Below are 18,757 nucleotides of genomic sequence, written 5' to 3'. Positions count from 1 at the left end.
CGGGGGCACGGACGATGCGGGCAGTGATGATGGCAGGGGCGGCGGGATTGGCGCTGGCGGGGCTGGTCGCCGCCTGCGCGCCCGAGGCGCAACCGACGGGCGCGGCGCGCGATTACGCGGATTACTGCGCAAGCTGTCACGGGCCGGGCGGGCGGGGCAACGGGCCCGCCGCCGTGGGCATGGTGCCCGCACCCGCGGACCTGACCATGCTGGCCGCACAGGATGGGGGCGTCTTCCCCAAGACCCGCGTGATGGGCCAGCTGGTCGGATACACGATGGGGCGCAGCGAATCGCACATGCCGATCTTTGAGGTCCTGCGCGAGGGGCCGGTCGTCATGTATGACGACGGCTCGGGCCAGCGCGTCGCCACGCCCGCGCGGTTGGTCGCGCTGGCGGATTACCTCCAGACCCTGCAGCGCTAAAGCCATGCGCGCGGCAATTGTCGGGCTGACCTGCATGCTGGCCGTGCCTGCGGGTGCTGACGGGCTGGAACGGTTCGGGACCACGATGAAATATGCGCTGCCGCTGGCGGCAGCCGTCTGCGCGGCCGATCAGGATCGGCTGGAGGATTTCGCCGTGCGCGGTGCCCTGCAGGCGGCGGTGGTGCTGGGCCTCAAGGCGGTATTCGACGGATCGCCCCTGGGCACCCGTCCGACCGGAGAGGGGCGGGGTTTCCCGTCGGGGCATTCCGCCGCCGCTGGTTTCGGGGCCGCGGATCTGGCCGGCAAGTGCTGGGAGGACGATCCCGCTTTGGGCGCCGCCGCCTATGGCGCCGCGGGGCTGACCGCTTTCAGCCGTGTGCAGGCCGGCGAACATACGGCCGATCAGGCGCTGGCCGGTGCGCTGATCGGGATCAGCTTCGGCGCGGCCAGCTTTGGCATCGGCTCCGAAGGGGCCGCGATCAGCTTCGGCCTGCGCTTCTAGCGCAGAATGACGCGCGGCGCGTCGCTGTGCGGGCCGACCTCCCCGATGACGGCGGCATCCGCGAAACCGTGGCGCGCAAAGGCCGCCTGCACCGCCTCCAGCGCGTCCGGCGCGCAGGCGACCATCAGCCCGCCGCTGGTCTGCGGATCGGTCAGCAGCGCGCGTTCGGCATCGCCGAAGCCCTGCGGCAGGGCCACGCCCTCGCCGTAGCTGGCCCAGTTGCGGCCCGAGGCGCCCGTGACATGGCCCGCCGCGATCAGCGCATCGATGCCCGGCAGACGCGGCACGGCGGACCAGTCGATCATCAGATCGCAGCCCGACCCGCGCGCCATCTCCAACCCGTGGCCGCCCAGACCAAAGCCGGTGACATCGGTCATCGCATGCACGCCCTCGATGGCGGCAAGGTCCGGGCCGGGGCGGTTCAGCCTGGTCGTGACCTCGATCATGCGGGCATAGCCTTCGTCGTCAAGTTGGCCTTTCTTCAGCGCGGCCGACATGACGCCCACGCCCAAGGGCTTGCCCAGCACCAACAGGTCGCCCGGCTGTGCCTCGGCATTGCGCTTCAGCAGGGCAGGGTCGATCAGGCCCAAGGCCACCAAGCCATAGATCGGCTCGACCGAATCGATGGTGTGGCCGCCGGCGATGGGGATGCCCGCCTCGCGACAGATCGAAGCGCCGCCATCCAGGATCGCCGCGATCGTCGCATGAGAGATCGCGTTGATCGGCATGCCCACCACCGCCAGCGCCAGGATGGGCGTCGCGCCCATCGCATAGACGTCGCTGATCGCGTTGGTCGCCGCGATGCGACCGAAATCATGCGGATCGTCCACCACGGGCATGAAGAAGTCGGTCGTCGCCACCAGCGCCTGCCGGTCGTTCAGCTTGTAGACGGCCGCATCGTCCGACGTCTCGATCCCCACCAGCAGTTCGGGCGGGACGGGCAGGGCGGCGCTGCCCCGCAGCAGGTTCGACAGGACGCCCGGCGCGATCTTGCAGCCGCAGCCGCCGCCATGGGCCAGGGATGTCAGGCGCGGTTCTTGCATGTCGGTGGCGGTCATGGGGACTCCTGTCGGTTGGACGCAGCATAGCGCGGCGGCGGGGATGTTCCAGCGCCCGGTGACCGCAATCTGCTTGCAGGCCAGCGGCACGGCGACTAGAACGGCTCAAATTTTCAGGCCGCCGGATCGGTGGCCCTTCTTTCTATGAGGACGATGATGCAGGTCAAGGAAACGCAGAACGACGGTCTTCAGCGCGGGTATCAGTTCACGCTGCCCGCAGCAGACCTGGCCAAAGCCGTCGACGCCAAGCTGAAAGAAGCTCAGCCGGAAGTCGAGATGAAGGGCTTTCGCAAGGGCAAGGTGCCCATGGCGATGCTGAAGAAGCAGTTCGGCCCGCGCATCCTGGGCGAGGCCATGCAGGACGCCATCGACGGCGCGCTGAAGGACCACCTGGAGAAGTCGGGCGACCGCCCCGCCGCCCAGCCCAAGGTCGAGATGGAGAACGGCGAGACCTGGAAAGAGGGCAACGACGTCGTGGTCAACGTGACCTACGAGACGCTGCCCGCGATCCCCGAGGTCGACCTGACCGCGCTGTCGCTGGAAAAGCTGACCGTGCCCGCCGAAGACGCGGCAGTCACCGAGGCGCTGGAGAACCTGGCCAAGTCGTCGCAGTCCTTCGAGGACCGCAAGAAAGGCTCCAAGGCCAAGGACGGTGACCAGGTCACCATCGACTTCAAGGGTTTCGTCGTCGGCGAGGCCTTCGAGGGCGGCGCGGCCGAGGACTATCCGTTGGTCCTGGGTTCGAACAGCTTCATCCCCGGCTTCGAGGACCAGCTGGTCGGTGTGAAGGCCGGTGACGAGGTCAAGGTCGAGGTGAAGTTCCCCGAGGAATACGGCGCACCGCACCTGGCCGGCAAGGACGCCACCTTCGAATGCACGGTCAAGGCGGTCAAGGCCCCGAAGGAGGCCGAGATCGACGACGAGCTGGCCAAGAAGTTCGGCGCCGACGACCTGGACGGTCTGAAGAAGCAGATCACCGAGCGTCTGGAGGCCGAGTATGCCGGCGCCGCCCGCGCCATCATGAAGCGTTCGCTGCTGGACCAGCTGGATGCGGCGGTCAAGTTCGACCTGCCCAAGTCGCTGGTCGAGGCCGAGGCCGCCCAGATCGCGCACCAGCTGTGGCACGAGGAGAACCCCGAGGTTCAGGGCCACAACCACGATGCCATCGAGCCGACCGAAGAGCACAAGACCCTGGCCGAGCGCCGCGTGCGTCTTGGCCTGCTGCTGGCCGAGATCGGCCAGAAGGCCGAGGTCACCGTGACCGACCAGGAGATGACCCAGGCCGTGCTGCGCGCTGCCCGTCAGTACCCGGGCCAGGAGCGTCAGTTCTTCGAGTTCATCCAGCAGAACCAGGCCGCCCAGCAGCAGCTGCGCGCGCCGATCTTCGAGGACAAGGTTGTCGACCTGATCGCCGAAAAGGCCAAGGTCGAAGAGAAGACCGTGACCAAGGCAGAGCTGGAAAAGGCCGTCGAGGCGCTGGACGAGCTGTGATTTCGGTCCACTGACCGCGCAGGGGCCGCATCTTCGGATGCGGCCGTTTTGCGTTCGGGGCTTGATGGACGGGTCGGGCGCGACTAGGTGATCGCCATGACGACAAGCCTTCACCTGATGAAACTGTGCGTGGGTGCCGAAGGCCCCGATGAGCTGGCTGCGTGGCAGACCCGGTTCGGGTCCGGCCCGGCGCGTCACGTAACGCGCATGTGGCCCAAGCGCGAGGCGGAGCTGCTGGAAGGCGGGTCGATCTTCTGGGTCTTCAAGGGCGTCATGATGGCCCGCCAGCGCATCCTGACCCTGGAACGGGTCGAGGGTGCCGACGGCATCCAGCGCTGCGGCATCGTGCTGGACCGCGACCTAGTTCGGGTTGCGGCCGTTCCGCGCCGTCCGTTCCAAGGCTGGCGTTATCTGGCCGCTGCGGATGCGCCACCGGACCTGCCCGCAGGCCGCGCGCTGGAGGAGGCCTTGCCCCCCGCCATCGCTGCCGCCTTGGCTGACATGGGCCTGCGCTGAGGCTTGACGGGACTGCGGCCAGCCGCTATCCGGACGAACGATGCGGGTGTAGCTCAATGGTAGAGCAGAAGCTTCCCAAGCTTACGACGAGGGTTCGATTCCCTTCACCCGCTCCACTTCCCGACCTGTATCTGATGCGCCATGGCGAGACGCTCTGGAACGTCGAAGGCCGCCTGCAGGGCCGCGGCGATTCCCCCTTGTCCGACCGCGGGATACGTCAGGCCGGATGGCTGGCGCACCTGACGCGCGGGATCGATGGCTTTTGCGTCTCCAGCCCGCTTGGACGGGCCGACCAGACGGCGCGGATCGTGTTTGGCGACAGGTTCCGGCATGATGCGCGCCTGTCCGAAATTTGCGTGGGTGAATTTGCGGGGCACCTGGAGCGTGATCTTCGCGGCCGCCATCCCGACCTGTTCCGCGGCGGCGACTTGGCGTGGTACGACCGCTGCCCGGGCGGCGAAGGGTTCGCCGCACTGGAGGCACGGTGCCGCGCGTTCCTGATGGACCTGACCGGCCCCACGCTGGTCGTGACCCATGGCATCACCCTGCGCATGCTGCGCTGCCTTGCCTTGGGCCAAGCCTCCGCGCATCTGGCCCAGGGGGTGATTCACCAAGGCGGCATCCACGTGATCCGCAACGGTGCGGAAACCGTGACGCGCCACGCGGATGATGTCTGATCCGCCCTTGCCAAGCGGTACCCAAATCGGTTTTATGCGCGGCGAGCGTGGCCCGTTAGCTCAGTGGTAGAGCGTCCCGTTTACACCGGGCCGGTCGGGAGTTCGAATCTCTCACGGGCCACCATGCATCATTTCCGACATCACGACAGCATGGCCCCAAAATGGGACATTGGCACTATTCTGTTGAAAAATGCCACATTGGCCATCGAAACGGAACTGATGGAAAATGGCGGAGAGGGTGGGATTCGAACCCACGGAACCCTTGCAGGCTCAACGGTTTTCGAGACCGCCCCGTTCGACCACTCCGGCACCTCTCCGCGCTTCTTGGTGTGGTGACGCGGAATTAGAGGGGTGGGGGTTGAAGCGCAAGAGGGTTTGGACGAAAAAATCCCGACCGTCGAAATTTTTCGCGAAAGGTGCGGGACATGCTGACCATTCTGGGATTGCTTGCCGTTCTGGCACCTCCCGCTCCGGCGGTGCCGCCGCCTGCGGACATCCATCTGGTGCAGATGCAGCAGGACGCGGCCGACCGCATGTGGCGCACCCTGGACCTGGCCGCACTGATGCCGATCCTGCAGGAGGAGGCCGTGACCGAGGCCGCCCGGATGGAGGGCGAGGGGCTGATCGCCGGGGGCGGCCTGCCGTGGGCCCGTGTCGTCGCTCGAATCCACGACACCCCGCGGATGGAGGCGCTGTTCCGGGCGGGCGTCCGCGACGCCGCCGCGCGCATGGACCCGCAGCTGGTGGATCGCGCACTGGCCTTTCACGGGTCCGGCCTAGGCCAGCGGGTCATCCGCCTGGAGGGGTCCGCGCGGCGCGCCCTGCTGGAGGACGGGGTCGAGGATCAGGCACGGGCGGACTTTGCCCGCGCCCTGCGCAACGGTGATCCGCGTGCGGAACAGATCGTCCAGCTGATCAACGGGGCGGACCTGATCGCGCCCAATGTCGCGGGTGGCCTGAACGCGGCCATCGCCTTTTCCCGCGGCTATGCCGAAGGAGGCGGGTTCGACATGGCCCCGGATCAGCAGCAGCTGATGGCCGATGCCTGGGCGCAGCGCGACCAGATCGAGGCGGAGGCGACGGTCTGGCTGCAGGGTTTCCTGATGCTGGCCTATGGCCCGCTGAGCGACGCCGAACTGGCGGATTATGCCCAGCACGCCGCATCGGCCGAGGGGCAGGCGCTGTCGCAGCTGCTGTTTGCGGGGTTCGACCGGGTTTTCGGACAGACCTCGTATGACATGGGCATGGCCGCGGCGCTTCGCGGTCAGGGACAGCAGCTTTGATCGTCGTCGTCGGCGCATTGGCGCAGCCGCAGCTGCGCGCGGTGCTGGGCCTTGACGGAACGCCCGTCGAGGTACCGGGTGTCCTGACCGGCGGCCACCGGGCGGGGGTCGTGTTTGACGGCTGGCCCGCGCTGCTGCCTGCGCCGGGGTCGGTCCCGGGGTTGGCCATACAGCCGACGCCGCAGCTGGATCGCTATGCCGCGGTGATGGGCCTGACGGTGCAGGAGGTGGGCGGGATGCAGGTCATGGGCATCGGACCCGGACCCGCCGCGGATCACGCGCCGATCGTCGACCGCGACGCGATAGCCGCCGAAATCGCAGTCCAGATCCTGCAGGCACCCGAAGGGACCGGGGCAGACCTGCTGGCATGGCGGCTGCCGATGATGGGGATCTGGGCGGGCAGCCGGCTGCGCGCCCGCGCATCGGCGCCGTCGGGGCAGGGAATCGTCCCGCAGCGTCCGGCCGATGCGTTGCGCGTTCAGCAGCGCAGTCAGCCGTTCCTGGGGTTCTTCGGGGTGGAGCGGCAGGTGCTGACCCATGCCCTGCATCAGGGCGGCGAGACCGCCCCCATGACCCGCGAGGCGTTCCTGTCGGGCGATGCTGCCGTCATGCTGCCTTGGGACCCGGTCCGCGACCGCGTTCTGGTGATCGAGCAGTTCCGCATGGCCCCCGCCCTTCGCGGCGATCCGCAGCCATGGCTGCTGGAGCCGGTCGCGGGCCGCGTGGACGCCGGTGAGACCCCCGAGGCCGCGATCCTGCGCGAGGCGCGGGAGGAAGCGGGGCTGCAGGTCACGCAGCTGATCCCGGCCTTCAACGCCTATCCCAGCCCCGGCGCGCTGTGCGAGTTTCTGTATCACTATGTCGGCATCGCGGACTTGCCGGACGGCTGCGCCGGTGTCCACGGGCTGGATTCCGAGGCGGAGGATATTCGCGGCCACCTGATGGACCGCGAAACGCTGTCCGCGCTGGTGGATGCGGGACAGATCGCCAATGGGCCGCTGGCCACCCTGTCCCTGTGGCTGGACGCGCGGCGGGACCGGCTGCGGGCGCAGGCCTGAGGGGCAGGGCGGGGTTGCCCCTCCAACCCGGGGGCGTATAGGTAAATGGAAAGTCCTGCACCTGTGAACAAAGGGTCGATCGCCATGCGAATCTATTCTGATCTGGCCGACGCGATCGGCAACACCCCGTTGATCCGCCTGAACCGCGCCAGCGAGGAGACCGGCTGCGAGATCCTCGGCAAGGCCGAATTCATGAACCCCGGCCAGTCGGTCAAGGACCGCGCGGCGCTGTACATCATCAAGGATGCGGTCGCGCGCGGCGCGCTGCGCCCCGGCGGCACCATCGTCGAGGGGACGGCCGGCAATACCGGCATCGGCCTGGCGCTGGTGGGCGCATCGATGGGGTTCAAGTCGGTGATCGTCATCCCCGAGACCCAAAGCCAGGAAAAGAAGGACATGCTGCGGCTGGCCGGCGCGACCCTGGTCGAGGTTCCGGCCGCCCCCTACAAGAACCCCAACAACTATGTCCGATATTCCGGCCGTCTGGCCGAAGCGCTGGCGCGCACCGAGCCGAACGGGGCTATCTGGGCCAACCAGTTCGACAACGTGGCCAACCGCCAGGCCCATGTCGAGACGACCGGACCCGAGATCTGGGAGCAGACCGACGGCAAGGTCGACGGGTTCATCTGCGCGGTGGGCTCCGGCGGCACGCTGGCGGGCGTCGCGGACGCGCTGCAGCCCAAGGGCGTCAAGATCGGCCTTGCCGATCCCGAAGGCGCGGCCCTGCATTCGTTCTACACCACCGGAGAGTTCGACAGCCCCGGCAGTTCGATCACCGAAGGCATCGGCCAGGGCCGCATCACGGCCAACCTGGAGGGGTTCACCCCCGATTACAGCTGGCGCATCTCCGACGAGGAAGCGCTGCCCATCGTCTTCGACCTGCTGAAGGACGAGGGGCTGTGCCTGGGCGGATCGTCCGGCATCAACATCGCGGGCGCCATCCGCATGGCGCGCGAGATGGGGCCGGGCCATACGATCGTCACCATCCTGTGCGATTACGGAACCCGCTATCAGACAAAGCTGTTCAACCCCGACTTTCTGCGCGCCAAGGGCCTTCCCGTACCGGAATGGCTGACCCGTCCGGCGCCGGATCTGCCGCAGGTATACGAAGACTGAAAGGTTTCATGCGACATCTGATTGCAACGTTCCTGGTGGCGCTGCTGGCCCTGACAGCCGCGCCCGCCATCGCCCAATCCGTAAACTATGACACCTGGAACCAGGTCGCCGAACGCGCCGAGTCGCTGACCGCGAACCCCCAGGCCACCAACGAGGAGCTGGCCCGCACGCGGGCGCGGATCGTCGACTGGCGGGATCGGCTGCAGGAGGGTCAGAACGCCAACGGCGACCGCATCGCCACCCTGCGCAACCAGATCGAGGCCCTTGGCCCCGCGCCTGCCGAGGGTGCGACGGAAGATGAGGAGGTCGCAAACCGGCGGACCGAGCTGAACCAGCAGCTGTCCACCGCCCAGGCCCCCCGCATCGCCGCGACCGAGGCCACCAGCCGTGCCAATTCCATCATCGGCCAGATCGACGAGATCGTGCGGCAACGCCAGGCGCTGGAACTGGCCAAGCAGACGCCGTCTCCGGTGCTGCCCGCATCGTGGGCCGCGGCGGCGACGGACGGCCTTGCGCTGCTGGAGGGCGTCGGAGGAGAGGTGTCGGGCCAGGACGCGACGCCCGAAATCTGGGCCGACCTGCGTCCCCGGCTGCCCTATGTCGCGGGCTACCTGATCGCGGCGCTGCTGATCCTGACCTATGGACGGGCATGGATCGTGGCGCTGCCCACCCGCCTGTCCAGCCGGGCGTCGGAATATTCCAAGGCGGTGCTGGCGTTCGTCGTGTCCCTGGGCCAGATCGCCGTGCCGATGGCGGGTGTCTATCTGGGCATCAGCGCCATCCAGGCCACCGGTCTGCCCGGACCGTGGACGACGCCGTTCCTGAATGCGCTGCCGGTGGCGGCGGTGATCCTGTTCGGCGGGATCTGGATGGCCCGTGCGCTGTTCCCGCGCACCGCCATCGCCTATACCTCGCTGCAGATGACCGAGGAGGCTCGCGTCTCGGCAGGTCGCATGGTCCAGACGCTGGCCCTGCTGATGGCCATCCACCACATCCTGTCGCGCGCCATGCTGCCGCTGTCGGGCCTTTATGAACAGGGCGAGGCGCAGGTCGGCCGCGTCCCCGTCCAGTTCGGAGAGGCGTCGGCCGGCGTCTGGCACTTGGTGCTGATCGTGCTGGCCGCGCTGGCGATGTTCCGGCTTGGCAACATCCTGCGGCGGCTGACACGCGATGCCGTGACGCAGGACCTGTCCTATCGCCACTGGATTGCGGCCTGGGCGGGTCGCCTGACGCGCATCATCGCGCCGATCGCGGTGCTGCTGACGGCGGCCGGTTTCGTCAACCTGGGCAACCTTCTGGTCTGGCCGTGGCTGTTCTCGCTGGCGCTGGTGGGGCTGTTGATCCTGCTGCAGGACTTCACCGCCGACCTGTTCAACATGATGCAGCGCGGGGCCGAAGGCGCACGCGAGGGGCTGGCCCCGCTGCTGACCGGGTTCGGCCTGGTCCTGGCGTCCATCCCGATCTTCCTGATCATCTGGGGGTCGTCCGGCGCCGAGCTTGCCGAATACTGGGTCCGGTTCCGCCAGGGCATCAGCCTGGGCGGGGTGAACCTGTCGCCGGGCGCGATCCTGACCTTCCTGATCATCTTCGCCATCGGCTATGCGCTGACGCGTGGGGTGCAGGGGATGCTGCGCACCTCGATCCTGCCCAAGACGCGGCTGGATGCGGGCGGACAGAACGCCGTGGTGTCGGGCCTGGGCTATGTCGGGGTTTTCCTGGCGGCGCTGTTGGCCATCACCTCGGCGGGGATCGACATGTCATCCTTTGCGATCGTCGCGGGGGCGCTGTCGGTCGGTATCGGTTTCGGCCTGCAGAACATCGTGTCGAACTTCGTCAGCGGGATCATTCTGCTGATCGAACGTCCGGTCAGCGTCGGCGATTGGATCAGCGCCGGCGGCCAGCAGGGCATCGTCAAGAAGATCTCGGTCCGCGCCACCTTGGTCGAGACCTTCGACAAGACCGAGGTGATCGTCCCGAACAGCGACCTGATCAGCCAGCCGGTGACCAACTGGACGCGCCACAACAAGGTCGGCCGGATCATCATCCCCGTCGGTGTTGCCTATGGCAGCGATACGAAGAAGGTCGAGAATGTCCTGCGCGAGATCGTCGAGGATCACCCGCTGGTCTCCATCGACCCGGCACCGGCGATCCTGTTCCGGGGCCTGGGGGCCGATGCCCTCAACTTCGAGATCCGGGCGATCCTGGCGGATGTCGGCACGGGGCTGGGCGTGACGTCGGACCTGCTGCATTCCATCGTCCAGCGCTTTGGCGCAGAGGGGATCGAGATCCCCTTTGCCCAACGCGACATCTGGCTGCGCAACCCCGAGGCGCTGCCCGGTCAGTCGCACACGCCCGCGTCGCGAAACGCGCAGCCGGGTGCCGTGACGGCACCCACGACCGTCAGCCCCGAACTGACCCGCGATGACGCCGAAGAGGCGCCGGGCCTGCCGGACGACGGTGACAGCCGCTGATCGACCCTCCGGGGCATGGGGCCAGGCGCCGCATGTCCCGGATCAGGCCGCCATCCGGTCAGATTGGACGTCGTTGTCACCGTCATCGGGCAACCCTTCGCGCGACAGCATCACGGCGACGCCCCGCAGCCAGGGGATATGGGCGCAGATGATCATCAGCGCGACCATGATCGGAACCGCCAGGAACATCCCCGGCACCCCCCAGATCGCCCCCCAGAAGGCAAGCGACAGGATGATGCCGAAACTGGACAGCCGCAGCGTCTGGCCCAGCAGCATTGGATCGATGATGTTTCCGATCAGGAACTGCGTGACCGCGCACAGCACGCCCACGATCACCGTGGCCGTCGGATCGCCGGTCAGCACGAAGGCCAGAAGGACCGCGATCAGCGTCGCGATGATCGACCCGACCGACGGGATGAAGTTCAGGACGAAGGTCAGAAGGGCCACTGCGGTGGCCAGTTCCAGCCCCATCGTCCAGAAGATCAGCCAGACGATCGAGGCCGTGACCGCGCTGACCCCGGTCTTGACCACCAGATAGCGGTTCACGCGGTGCATGATCGACGCGATGATGCGGCGGATCTGGCGCGCGTGGTCGGCGTCATTGGCCAGGCGCTCGATCTTCAGCGGGAACCACACCTGTTCGGCGAACATGAATCCCACGAACAGGATCACCAGCACGCTGCCCGACAGCAGCCCGGAGGCCTGTCCCGCCAACGACCGGATCCAGCCGGTGATGTTGAAGTTGGTCAGCGCCGTGATGATGCGTTCCTGTGCCTCGGGGCCAAGACGCTCGGTCAGGGCGGGCAGGGCGGCCTGCGCCCGTTCGGCATAGCTGATCGCCAGGAACACCACCTCGTTCACCTGCGCGACGATGGTGGTCGACACCCACAGCAGCCCAAGCGCGATCCCGATCAGCGCCAGCGTGGTCGCCAACCAGTTCGGCACCCGAAGCCGGGTCGAGATGGCGTGGATCGCATCCGAGGTCAGCGAGAACAGGATGATCGCGATCGCCAGAGAGATCAGGATGAACTTGGCCTGCACCAGCATGAACATCAGCAGCGAGAATGCGATCAGCCCCAGAAACCCGGTCTGCAGGCGCTCTCTCAGCACGGTCTCGTTCGAATGGTCCAAATGTCGCCCCTGCGGATCGGAAAAACCCGACCCCGGCGGCCGGGGTCGGGTCGATGATGTCAGTCCTGCGCGGGCGCGGTCTGGCCGGGATCGCCTTCGTCCAAGTCGACCGCGTCGCCCTGTTCGGCAATCCGCGCGACCGAGACGACGACCTCTCCGGCGGCTGTGTTGAAGACCCGCACCCCGCCCGCGCTGCGCGAGCGGAAGCTGATGCCCTGCACCGGAACCCGGATCGACTGTCCGGTCGATGTCGCCAGCATGATCTGGTCAAAGCTTTCGACCGGGAAGCTGGCGACCAGCGGGCCGCCCCGCATGGCGCGGTCCATCGCCATCACGCCCTGCCCCCCACGGCCACGGACCGGATAGTCGTGGCTGCTGCTGATCTTGCCCGATCCCTTGGCGGTGATGGTCAGGATCAGATCTTCGGCCGCCGACATCTCGATGTAGCGTTCCTGGGTGACGGTGCCCTCGGGGGTGTCGTCATCCTCGTCCGCTTCGGCGCCGTCGTCCAACGCACCGGCAACCGCACGGCGCATCTTCAGATAGGCCACGCGTTCGGACGGGTCCGCCTCGAAATGGCGGATGACCGACATGCTGACGACCTTGTCGCCCTCGGCCAGACGGATGCCCCGGACGCCGGTGGAATCGCGGCCCTTGAAGACCCGCACCGCCGTGGTCGGGAAGCGGATCGCGCGGCCCTGCGCGGTGACCAGCATCACGTCGTCCTGCTCGGTCGCCATCCGCACGTTCACCAGCGTGACGCCCTCCGGCAGCTTCATCGCGATCTTGCCGTTCGCGCGCACGCTGCCGAAATCGGACAGCGCGTTGCGACGCACGTCGCCGTCATCCGTGGCAAAGACCACCTGATAGTTGTCCCATTCCGTTTCCGGCGCATCCATCGGCAGCAGCGCCGCGATGCTGACGCCCGCGCCGATGGGCAGGATGTTGACCATCGCCTTGCCCTTGGAGGTACGGCCCGCCAGCGGCAGGCGCCAGGTCTTCATCCGATAGACCATGCCGTCGGTCGTGAAGAACAGCAGCTCGGTATGGGTGTTGGCCACGAACAGCGTGGTGACCACGTCGTCTTCCTTGGTGGCCATGCTGGACAGACCCTTGCCGCCGCGCCGCTGCGCGCGGAATTCGGCCAGCGCGGTCCGCTTGATGTAGCCGCCAGAGGTGATGGTGACGACCATGTCCTCGCGCTCGATCAGGTCCTCGTCCATCATGTCGCCGGACCAGTCGACGATCTCGGTGCGGCGCGGCACGGCGAACAGATTGCGGACCTCGCGCAGCTCGTCCGCGATGATCGCCATGATCCGTTCGCGCGACGCCAAGATGGCCAGATAATCGCGGATGCTGTCGGCCAGCGACTGCAGCTCGTCCGTGATCTCCTTGACGCCCAATTGGGTCAGACGCTGCAGGCGCAGCTCCAGGATGGCACGGGCCTGCGTCTCCGACAGGTTGTAGGTCCCGTCCTCGTTCACCGGATGCAGCGGATCGTCGATCAGGCGCAGGTATTCGACGATGTCATGGGCGGGCCAGCGCCGCTCCATCAGCTTCTCGCGGGCCTCGGCGGCATCGGCGCTGCCGCGGATGGTGGCCACGACCTCGTCGACATTGCTGACCGCGACGGCCAGGCCGCACAGGACATGGCTGCGTTCACGGGCGCGGCGCAGCTCGTAGGCGGTGCGGCGGGCGACGACCTCCTCGCGGAAGCTGATAAAGTAGGTCAGGAAGTCGCGCAGCGCCAGCTGTTCGGGCTTGCCGCCGTTCAGCGCCAGCATGTTGCAGCCAAAAGTCGTCTGCAGCTGGGTAAAGCGGAACAGCTGGTTCAGCACCACGTCGGGGGTCGCATCACGCTTCAGTTCGACCACGACGCGCACGCCATGGCGGTCGGATTCGTCCTGGACGGTGGCGATGCCCTCGACCTTCTTCTCCTTGGCCAATTCGGCGATCCGCTCGATCAGGGTCGATTTGTTCACCTGATACGGGATCTCGTCGATGACGATGGCAAAGCGGTCCTTGCGCGGTTCCTCGATATGGGTCTTGGCACGGATCATGACGCTGCCGCGACCTTCCAGATAGGCCTTGCGCGCCCCGGACCGGCCCAGGATCGTGGCGCCCGTGGGAAAGTCGGGGCCCGGGATGATTTCCAGCAGGCGCTCGGTGGGCAGGTCGGGATCGGCGATCAGCTCCAGCGTGGCATCGATGACCTCGCCCAGGTTGTGCGGCGGGATGTTGGTCGCCATGCCGACGGCGATGCCGCCCGCGCCGTTGACCAGCATGTTCGGGAACCGCGCCGGAAGGACGGTCGGCTCGCGGTCCTTGCCGTCATAGTTGTCCTGGAAATCGACGGTGTCCTTGTCGATGTCCATCAGCAGGAAGTTGGCGGGCTTGTCCATCCGCACTTCGGTATAGCGCATGGCCGCGGCCGGATCGCCGTCCATCGACCCGAAGTTGCCCTGGCCGTCCAGCAGTGGCAGCGACATCGAGAACGTCTGCGCCATCCGCACCAGCGCGTCATAGATCGCGCTGTCGCCATGAGGGTGATACTTGCCCATTACGTCGCCCACGGACCGCGCGGACTTGCGATAGGGCTTATCGGCGGTGTTGCCGCTTTCGTCCATCGCATAGAGGATGCGGCGGTGAACCGGCTTCAGGCCGTCGCGCAGGTCGGGGATCGCCCGGCTGACGATCACCGACATGGCATAGTCCAGATACGAGGTCCGCATCTCGGCGCTGATGTCGATCATGGGGCCGTCGTGATGCATCACGACGCGGCCCGCGGCACCGTCTTCGGGGGTTTCGGGCAGATCGTCTTCTGGGGTGTCGGCCACGGGTATTCCTCAACATCTAGTTGGGGTTCGGTATAGCCGAGCCTGCCGCAGGGGGCAATCGCGCCCCGCCTCCAAGGTCAGGAAATCACGCCTTGCGGGGGTCTCAGGCGCCCTTGCGCGCGGCCACTGCCCACAGGCCCGCCAGACCCGCCGACAGGATCGCGTTCCAGCCCGCCATCGACACGCCCATGAACTGCCACGCGATCTCGTCGCAGCGGACCACGGGGGCGGATTGCAGGCGGGCCATCAGGTCCTGCGTGGTCATCCGCGACAGATCGCCCACGCCGCCCGAACAATGCGCCGGTCCGGCCCACCACGTCATCTCGACCCCGACGTGATAGATCGCAAGCCCCATCGCCGCACCCGCCGCGATCATCCCCAGAACCGCCAGCGCCCGCACCCGGCCGGTCAGCCAGATCAGCGCCGCGATGCCAGCCGCCGCCACATGCGGCCAGCGCTGCAGGATGCACAGCTCGCACGGGGCATAGCCCGCCGCCTGGAAGCCAAGCGCCGCGATCAGCAGCAGCGCGGACCCCGCGCCCGCCAGAAGGGAAAGCCTGATGCCCGTCACAGGTACCTCACCGTCGCAAAGCCGCCTATCAGGCAGGCCATGAAGATGGAGAACATCAGCCCAAGCCGACGTTCGATGAAATCGCGAATCGGCGGCCCGAACCGCCACAGCAGCCCGGCCACGACATAGAACCGCCCTGCGCGGCCGATAATGCTGGTCAGCACGAACAGGGGCAACGAAAAGCCCACGGCGCCGGAAAAGATGGTGATGACCTTGAAGGGAAAGGGCGTCAGCGCCGCGACCAGCACGGCCCAACCGCCAAACTCGGCAAAGCGCGCGGCCAGGTCGTCGAACGCGGCCTCCTTGCCGTACATGGTCAGAACCCACATGCCGACGCTGTCCATCAGGACCGCGCCGATCGCGTATCCCAGCAGCGCGCCCAGAACCGACCCCGCCGTGGCGATGAAGGCAATGGCCCAGGCCCGCGCCCGCTGCGCCAGCACCATCGGGATCATCAGCACGTCGGGCGGGATCGGAAAGACCGAACTTTCGATGAAGCTGACCGTGAACAGCGACGCGTTCGCGTGGCGATGCGACGCCAGCCCCATGGTCCAGTCGTATAGCCTGCGCAGCATGTCCGCCCCTTTGTCCGTGCCCCGTGCATCCCCCCGCAGGGCCGTCGCGTCAAGCGCCTTGCACGCCCGTCGCGGCGCTGTGATGATTGGCGGGAACCCCCGGCGGGGCGGGGCGTTCGGGCCGACAGCCAGCAGGGGGACCAGGGCATGCAGTGGCGCGGACGACGGGGCAGCGGAAATGTCGAGGATCGGCGGGGCATGGGCCGCGCCGGGGTCGGCGGATTGGGCGTGGCGGGCACGCTGGTGGTGCTGGCGGTCGGCTATTTCTTCGGGATCGACGTGACGCCGCTGGTCCAAGGCCTGGATCAGGGCGGCGGGCAGCCCACCGAACTGAGCCAGCGCGACCAAGAATGGGGCGAATTCGTCAGCGTGGTTCTGGCCGACACCGAAGAGGTCTGGCAGCCCGTGCTGCAGCAGCAGGCGGGCGTCGCCTATCAGGATCCGACCCTGGTCCTGTTCAGCGGCGTGGTGCAGTCGGCCTGCGGTGGTGCGTCGTCGGCCATGGGTCCGTTCTACTGCCCCGGCGATCAGCGCGTCTATCTGGACACCGACTTCTTCGACATGATGGCGGATCGCATGGGCGCGGGGGGCGATTTCGCCGCAGCCTACGTCATCGCGCACGAGGTGGGGCATCACGTCCAGAACCTGACCGGCACCCTTGGCGCCGCACAGCAGCCGGGTCTTTCGGAAACGCAGGCCAACCAGTTGTCCGTCGCGACCGAACTGCAGGCCGACTGCTATGCCGGCATCTGGGCACGCCAGGCGCAGGAACGTTTCGGCACCCTGGACGTTGGCGATCTGGACGAGGCGATGCGCGCAGCAGAGGCCGTCGGCGATGACGTGATCCAGGCCAGTGCGGGCCGGACCCCCATGCCCGACAGCTTCACCCACGGCAGCGCGGCGCAGCGTCAAGAATGGCTGATGCGCGGGTTCGACTCGGGCGATATGAGACAGTGTGACACGTTCGGCGCCGGGGCCCTGTGACTCCGACACCAAACAGACCGGAGGAAATGATGACCCTGATCCTGACTTTCGCGGGCCTTCTGGCCGCTTTCGCCATCACCTTGGCCCTGGGTGCGCCCAAGCCACGTCCGGTCGCCATTCGCGATCGCGACTGACCGTCAGCGGGGCAGGCGGTGCGGGCGTTGGTCCTGCGTGGCCCAGTCCGGCCACCAGCCCAGCTTTTCCAGCGCCAGCAGCGCAAGCCCGACCGCGATCACGGCGATCACCAGCTTGACCATCTTGGCACTGGGAGGGTTGCGCGCCCATTTTGCCGCACGCAGCAGCCATATCATGTTCATCGCGCGTCCTGCCTGTTAAATCGGTGCCGAATCGAAACAGACGCCGCGACGAAACTCAAGAGCGATAGCCCGTGCCGAACCACCGCGACAGCCGCAACCTTCCCTACAGTGCCCGCCAGATGTACGATCTGGTGGCCGATATCGAAAGCTATCCGCAGTTCCTGCCCTGGAACAGTGCGGCCCGCATCCGGACGCGCACCACCCGCCCCGACGGCGCGGAGGAGATCGCCGCCGATCTGGTCATCAGCTTCAAGGTCTTTCGGGAACGCTTTGGAAGCCGGGTCGTCCTGTGGCCCGAACAGGACGGCGTCTGGAAGATCGACACGGAATATCTGGACGGCCCGTTCAAGTACATGCGCAGCGGCTGGTCCTTCAAGGATCGCCCGGAAGGTGGCTGTCATGTCGAGTTCTTCGTCGATTTCGAATTCAAGAACGCGATCCTGCAACGCCTGATCGGCGTCGTCTTCCACGAGGCAATGTCCCGCATCGTCCGCGCTTTCGAGGATCGAGCCCGCAAGCTGTATGGATGACAAGGAAAAAGGCCGCCCGGTAGGGCGGCCTTCGTCGTTCAGCTCAGCGCCGCTTTCAGCGCATCTGCCTTGTCGGTGCGTTCCCAGCTGAACGCTGTCGCCCCGTTCAACGCATAGGGTTCGCGACCGAAATGGCCATAGCTGGCCGTCGGGCGATAGATCGGATGCAGCAGGTCCAGTTCGCGGATGATCGCGAACGGGCGCAGGTCGAACACCTCGCGCACGGCCGCGACGATCCGGTCGACCGGCACGGTTTCGGTCCCGAAGCAGTTCAGGCTGATCGAGGTGGGCTCGGCCACGCCGATCGCATAGCTGACCTGGATCTCGCAGCGCTTGGCCAGACCGGCCGCCACGATGTTCTTGGCAACCCAACGGCCAGCATAGGCCGCCGAGCGGTCGACCTTGGACGGATCCTTGCCCGAGAACGCGCCGCCGCCATGACGGGCCATGCCGCCATAGCTGTCGACGATGATCTTGCGCCCGGTCAGGCCGCAATCGCCGACGGGACCGCCGATGACGAACTTGCCGGTGGGGTTGATGAAGAAGTTGGTTGCGTCCGACAGCCATTCCGCGGGCAGGACCGGGCGGATGATCTCCTCGATCACCGCCTCGCGCAGGTCGGCCAGGCTGATCTCGGGGTTGTGCTGGGTGGACAGCACGACCGCGTCGATCCCCTCGGGGCGGCCGTTGGCGTCATAGCGCAGCGTCAGCTGCGATTTGGCATCCGGGCGCAGCCAGGGCAGGGTCCCGTCGCGTCGCACCGCCGCCTGGCGTTCGACCAGGCGATGGGCATAGGTGATCGCAGCGGGCATCAGCACGTCGGTCTCGTCGCTGGCATAGCCGAACATCAGGCCCTGGTCGCCTGCGCCCTGCTCCTCAAGGCTGGCGCGGTCGACGCCTTGGTTGATCTCGGGCGACTGCTTGCCGATGATGTTGATGACCGAACAGGTCGCCCCGTCAAACCCCACATCCGACGAATTATAGCCAATGTCGGTGATCACCCCGCGCACGATGGATTCCAGATCCACCCAGGCACTGGTGGTGATCTCTCCCGAGATGATGGCGACGCCGGTCTTGACCATGGTCTCGCACGCAACGCGGGCGCGCGCGTCCTCGGCCAGGATGGCGTCCAGGATCGCGTCCGAAATCTGGTCGGCGATCTTGTCGGGATGGCCCTCGGACACGGATTCCGAGGTGAAGGTCGAATATTCTGTCATG

At 67.0% G+C, this 18,757-nt stretch carries 18 protein-coding genes and 3 tRNA genes; 13 read left to right on the top strand and 8 right to left on the bottom strand.

Translation table 11 applies throughout. The features are described 5' to 3' along the window. Positions 1-14 precede the first annotated feature (14 nt). A complete protein-coding gene (locus GBO37_RS09260) occupies positions 15-422 on the top strand; it encodes a c-type cytochrome (protein WP_045999176.1) in 408 nt (135 codons plus the stop codon). A gap of 4 nt (positions 423-426) precedes the next feature. After that, positions 427-924 (top strand): phosphatase PAP2 family protein, encoded by a 498-nt coding sequence (locus tag GBO37_RS09255; RefSeq protein WP_245008314.1) that lies wholly within the window; start codon positions 427-429, stop codon positions 922-924. Here the strand turns inward: GBO37_RS09255 and selD are convergent. Next, complete coding sequence (gene selD / locus GBO37_RS09250; protein WP_252928568.1) at positions 921-1,982, bottom strand: selenide, water dikinase SelD; 1,062 nt, start codon at positions 1,980-1,982, stop codon at positions 921-923. The two genes, GBO37_RS09255 and selD, sit on opposite strands and share 4 nt — an antisense overlap. A 156-nt stretch (positions 1,983-2,138) precedes the next feature. On the opposite strand from selD, the gene tig reads away from it, so the two are divergent. The 5 genes from tig to GBO37_RS09225 all read left to right on the top strand — a co-directional run bounded on the left by tig (position 2,139) and on the right by GBO37_RS09225 (position 4,790). Further along, entirely contained in the window at positions 2,139-3,473 is a 1,335-nt protein-coding gene (gene tig / locus GBO37_RS09245) for a trigger factor (RefSeq protein ID WP_252928600.1), read from the top strand. 96 nt (positions 3,474-3,569) lie between these two features. Beyond that, positions 3,570-3,989: a DUF1489 family protein gene (locus GBO37_RS09240; RefSeq protein ID WP_045980796.1), complete on the top strand. Its 420-nt coding sequence runs from the start codon at positions 3,570-3,572 to the stop codon at positions 3,987-3,989. Between the two features lie 42 nt (positions 3,990-4,031). Next, a tRNA-Gly gene (locus GBO37_RS09235) sits at positions 4,032-4,105 on the top strand. 18 nt (positions 4,106-4,123) lie between these two features. Next, on the top strand, positions 4,124-4,666 hold the full coding sequence (locus tag GBO37_RS09230; protein ID WP_252928566.1) for a histidine phosphatase family protein: 543 nt from the start codon (positions 4,124-4,126) through the stop codon (positions 4,664-4,666). 49 nt (positions 4,667-4,715) lie between these two features. After that, a tRNA-Val gene (locus tag GBO37_RS09225) sits at positions 4,716-4,790 on the top strand. A gap of 103 nt (positions 4,791-4,893) precedes the next feature. Here GBO37_RS09225 and GBO37_RS09220 read toward each other — a convergent pair. Further along, positions 4,894-4,983, bottom strand: a tRNA-Ser gene (locus GBO37_RS09220). A gap of 108 nt (positions 4,984-5,091) precedes the next feature. Here GBO37_RS09220 and GBO37_RS09215 point away from each other — a divergent pair. The 4 genes from GBO37_RS09215 to GBO37_RS09200 all read left to right on the top strand — a co-directional run bounded on the left by GBO37_RS09215 (position 5,092) and on the right by GBO37_RS09200 (position 10,594). Beyond that, the gene (locus GBO37_RS09215; protein WP_252928564.1) at positions 5,092-5,949 is read left to right on the top strand and encodes a hypothetical protein; all 858 of its coding nucleotides are present in this window, start codon (positions 5,092-5,094) and stop codon (positions 5,947-5,949) included. Next, positions 5,946-7,007, top strand: a complete 1,062-nt coding sequence (locus GBO37_RS09210) for an NUDIX domain-containing protein (protein WP_252928562.1) — start codon at positions 5,946-5,948, stop codon at positions 7,005-7,007. The genes GBO37_RS09215 and GBO37_RS09210 overlap by 4 nt, the downstream gene beginning before the upstream one ends. Before the next feature lie 84 nt (positions 7,008-7,091). Continuing rightward, complete coding sequence (locus GBO37_RS09205) at positions 7,092-8,123, top strand: cysteine synthase A (RefSeq protein WP_252928560.1); 1,032 nt, start codon at positions 7,092-7,094, stop codon at positions 8,121-8,123. An 8-nt stretch (positions 8,124-8,131) separates the two neighbouring features. Beyond that, on the top strand, positions 8,132-10,594 hold the full coding sequence (locus GBO37_RS09200; RefSeq protein WP_252928558.1) for a DUF3772 domain-containing protein: 2,463 nt from the start codon (positions 8,132-8,134) through the stop codon (positions 10,592-10,594). Positions 10,595-10,636: 42 nt separating this feature from the next. Here GBO37_RS09200 and GBO37_RS09195 read toward each other — a convergent pair whose 3' ends face one another. The 4 genes from GBO37_RS09195 to GBO37_RS09180 all read right to left on the bottom strand — a co-directional run bounded on the left by GBO37_RS09195 (position 10,637) and on the right by GBO37_RS09180 (position 15,708). Next, positions 10,637-11,725, bottom strand: coding sequence for an AI-2E family transporter (locus GBO37_RS09195; RefSeq protein WP_084697130.1), 1,089 nt, complete (start codon positions 11,723-11,725; stop codon positions 10,637-10,639). A gap of 59 nt (positions 11,726-11,784) precedes the next feature. Further along, on the bottom strand, positions 11,785-14,562 hold the full coding sequence (gene gyrA / locus GBO37_RS09190; protein WP_371927532.1) for a DNA gyrase subunit A: 2,778 nt from the start codon (positions 14,560-14,562) through the stop codon (positions 11,785-11,787). A 103-nt stretch (positions 14,563-14,665) separates the two neighbouring features. Next, positions 14,666-15,133, bottom strand: coding sequence for a disulfide bond formation protein B (locus GBO37_RS09185; RefSeq protein WP_045980734.1), 468 nt, complete (start codon positions 15,131-15,133; stop codon positions 14,666-14,668). Further along, a complete protein-coding gene (locus GBO37_RS09180; RefSeq protein ID WP_045980733.1) occupies positions 15,130-15,708 on the bottom strand; it encodes a YqaA family protein in 579 nt (192 codons plus the stop codon). Before GBO37_RS09180 ends, GBO37_RS09185 begins: the two co-directional genes overlap by 4 nt. Positions 15,709-15,855: 147 nt before the next feature. Here GBO37_RS09180 and GBO37_RS09175 point away from each other — a divergent pair, with 147 nt between their 5' ends. Further along, positions 15,856-16,692, top strand: a complete 837-nt coding sequence (locus tag GBO37_RS09175) for a neutral zinc metallopeptidase (RefSeq protein ID WP_045980732.1) — start codon at positions 15,856-15,858, stop codon at positions 16,690-16,692. A gap of 137 nt (positions 16,693-16,829) precedes the next feature. Here the strand turns inward: GBO37_RS09175 and GBO37_RS09170 are convergent, their stop codons facing one another. Next, a complete protein-coding gene (locus GBO37_RS09170) occupies positions 16,830-17,009 on the bottom strand; it encodes a hypothetical protein (RefSeq protein ID WP_252928557.1) in 180 nt (59 codons plus the stop codon). Between the two features lie 71 nt (positions 17,010-17,080). Here GBO37_RS09170 and GBO37_RS09165 point away from each other — a divergent pair, with 71 nt between their 5' ends. Continuing rightward, entirely contained in the window at positions 17,081-17,539 is a 459-nt protein-coding gene (locus GBO37_RS09165; protein ID WP_045999186.1) for a type II toxin-antitoxin system RatA family toxin, read from the top strand. A 38-nt stretch (positions 17,540-17,577) separates the two neighbouring features. Here GBO37_RS09165 and metK read toward each other — a convergent pair whose 3' ends face one another. Then, entirely contained in the window at positions 17,578-18,756 is a 1,179-nt protein-coding gene (gene metK / locus GBO37_RS09160) for a methionine adenosyltransferase (protein ID WP_252928554.1), read from the bottom strand. Position 18,757 lies beyond the last annotated feature (1 nt).

The organism is Paracoccus sp. 08, assembly GCF_024105395.1.
Lineage (GTDB): Bacteria > Pseudomonadota > Alphaproteobacteria > Rhodobacterales > Rhodobacteraceae > Paracoccus > Paracoccus marcusii.
The sequence above is the reverse complement of the archived record's forward strand: the minus strand, read 5'-3'. Positions and strand labels throughout refer to the sequence as shown.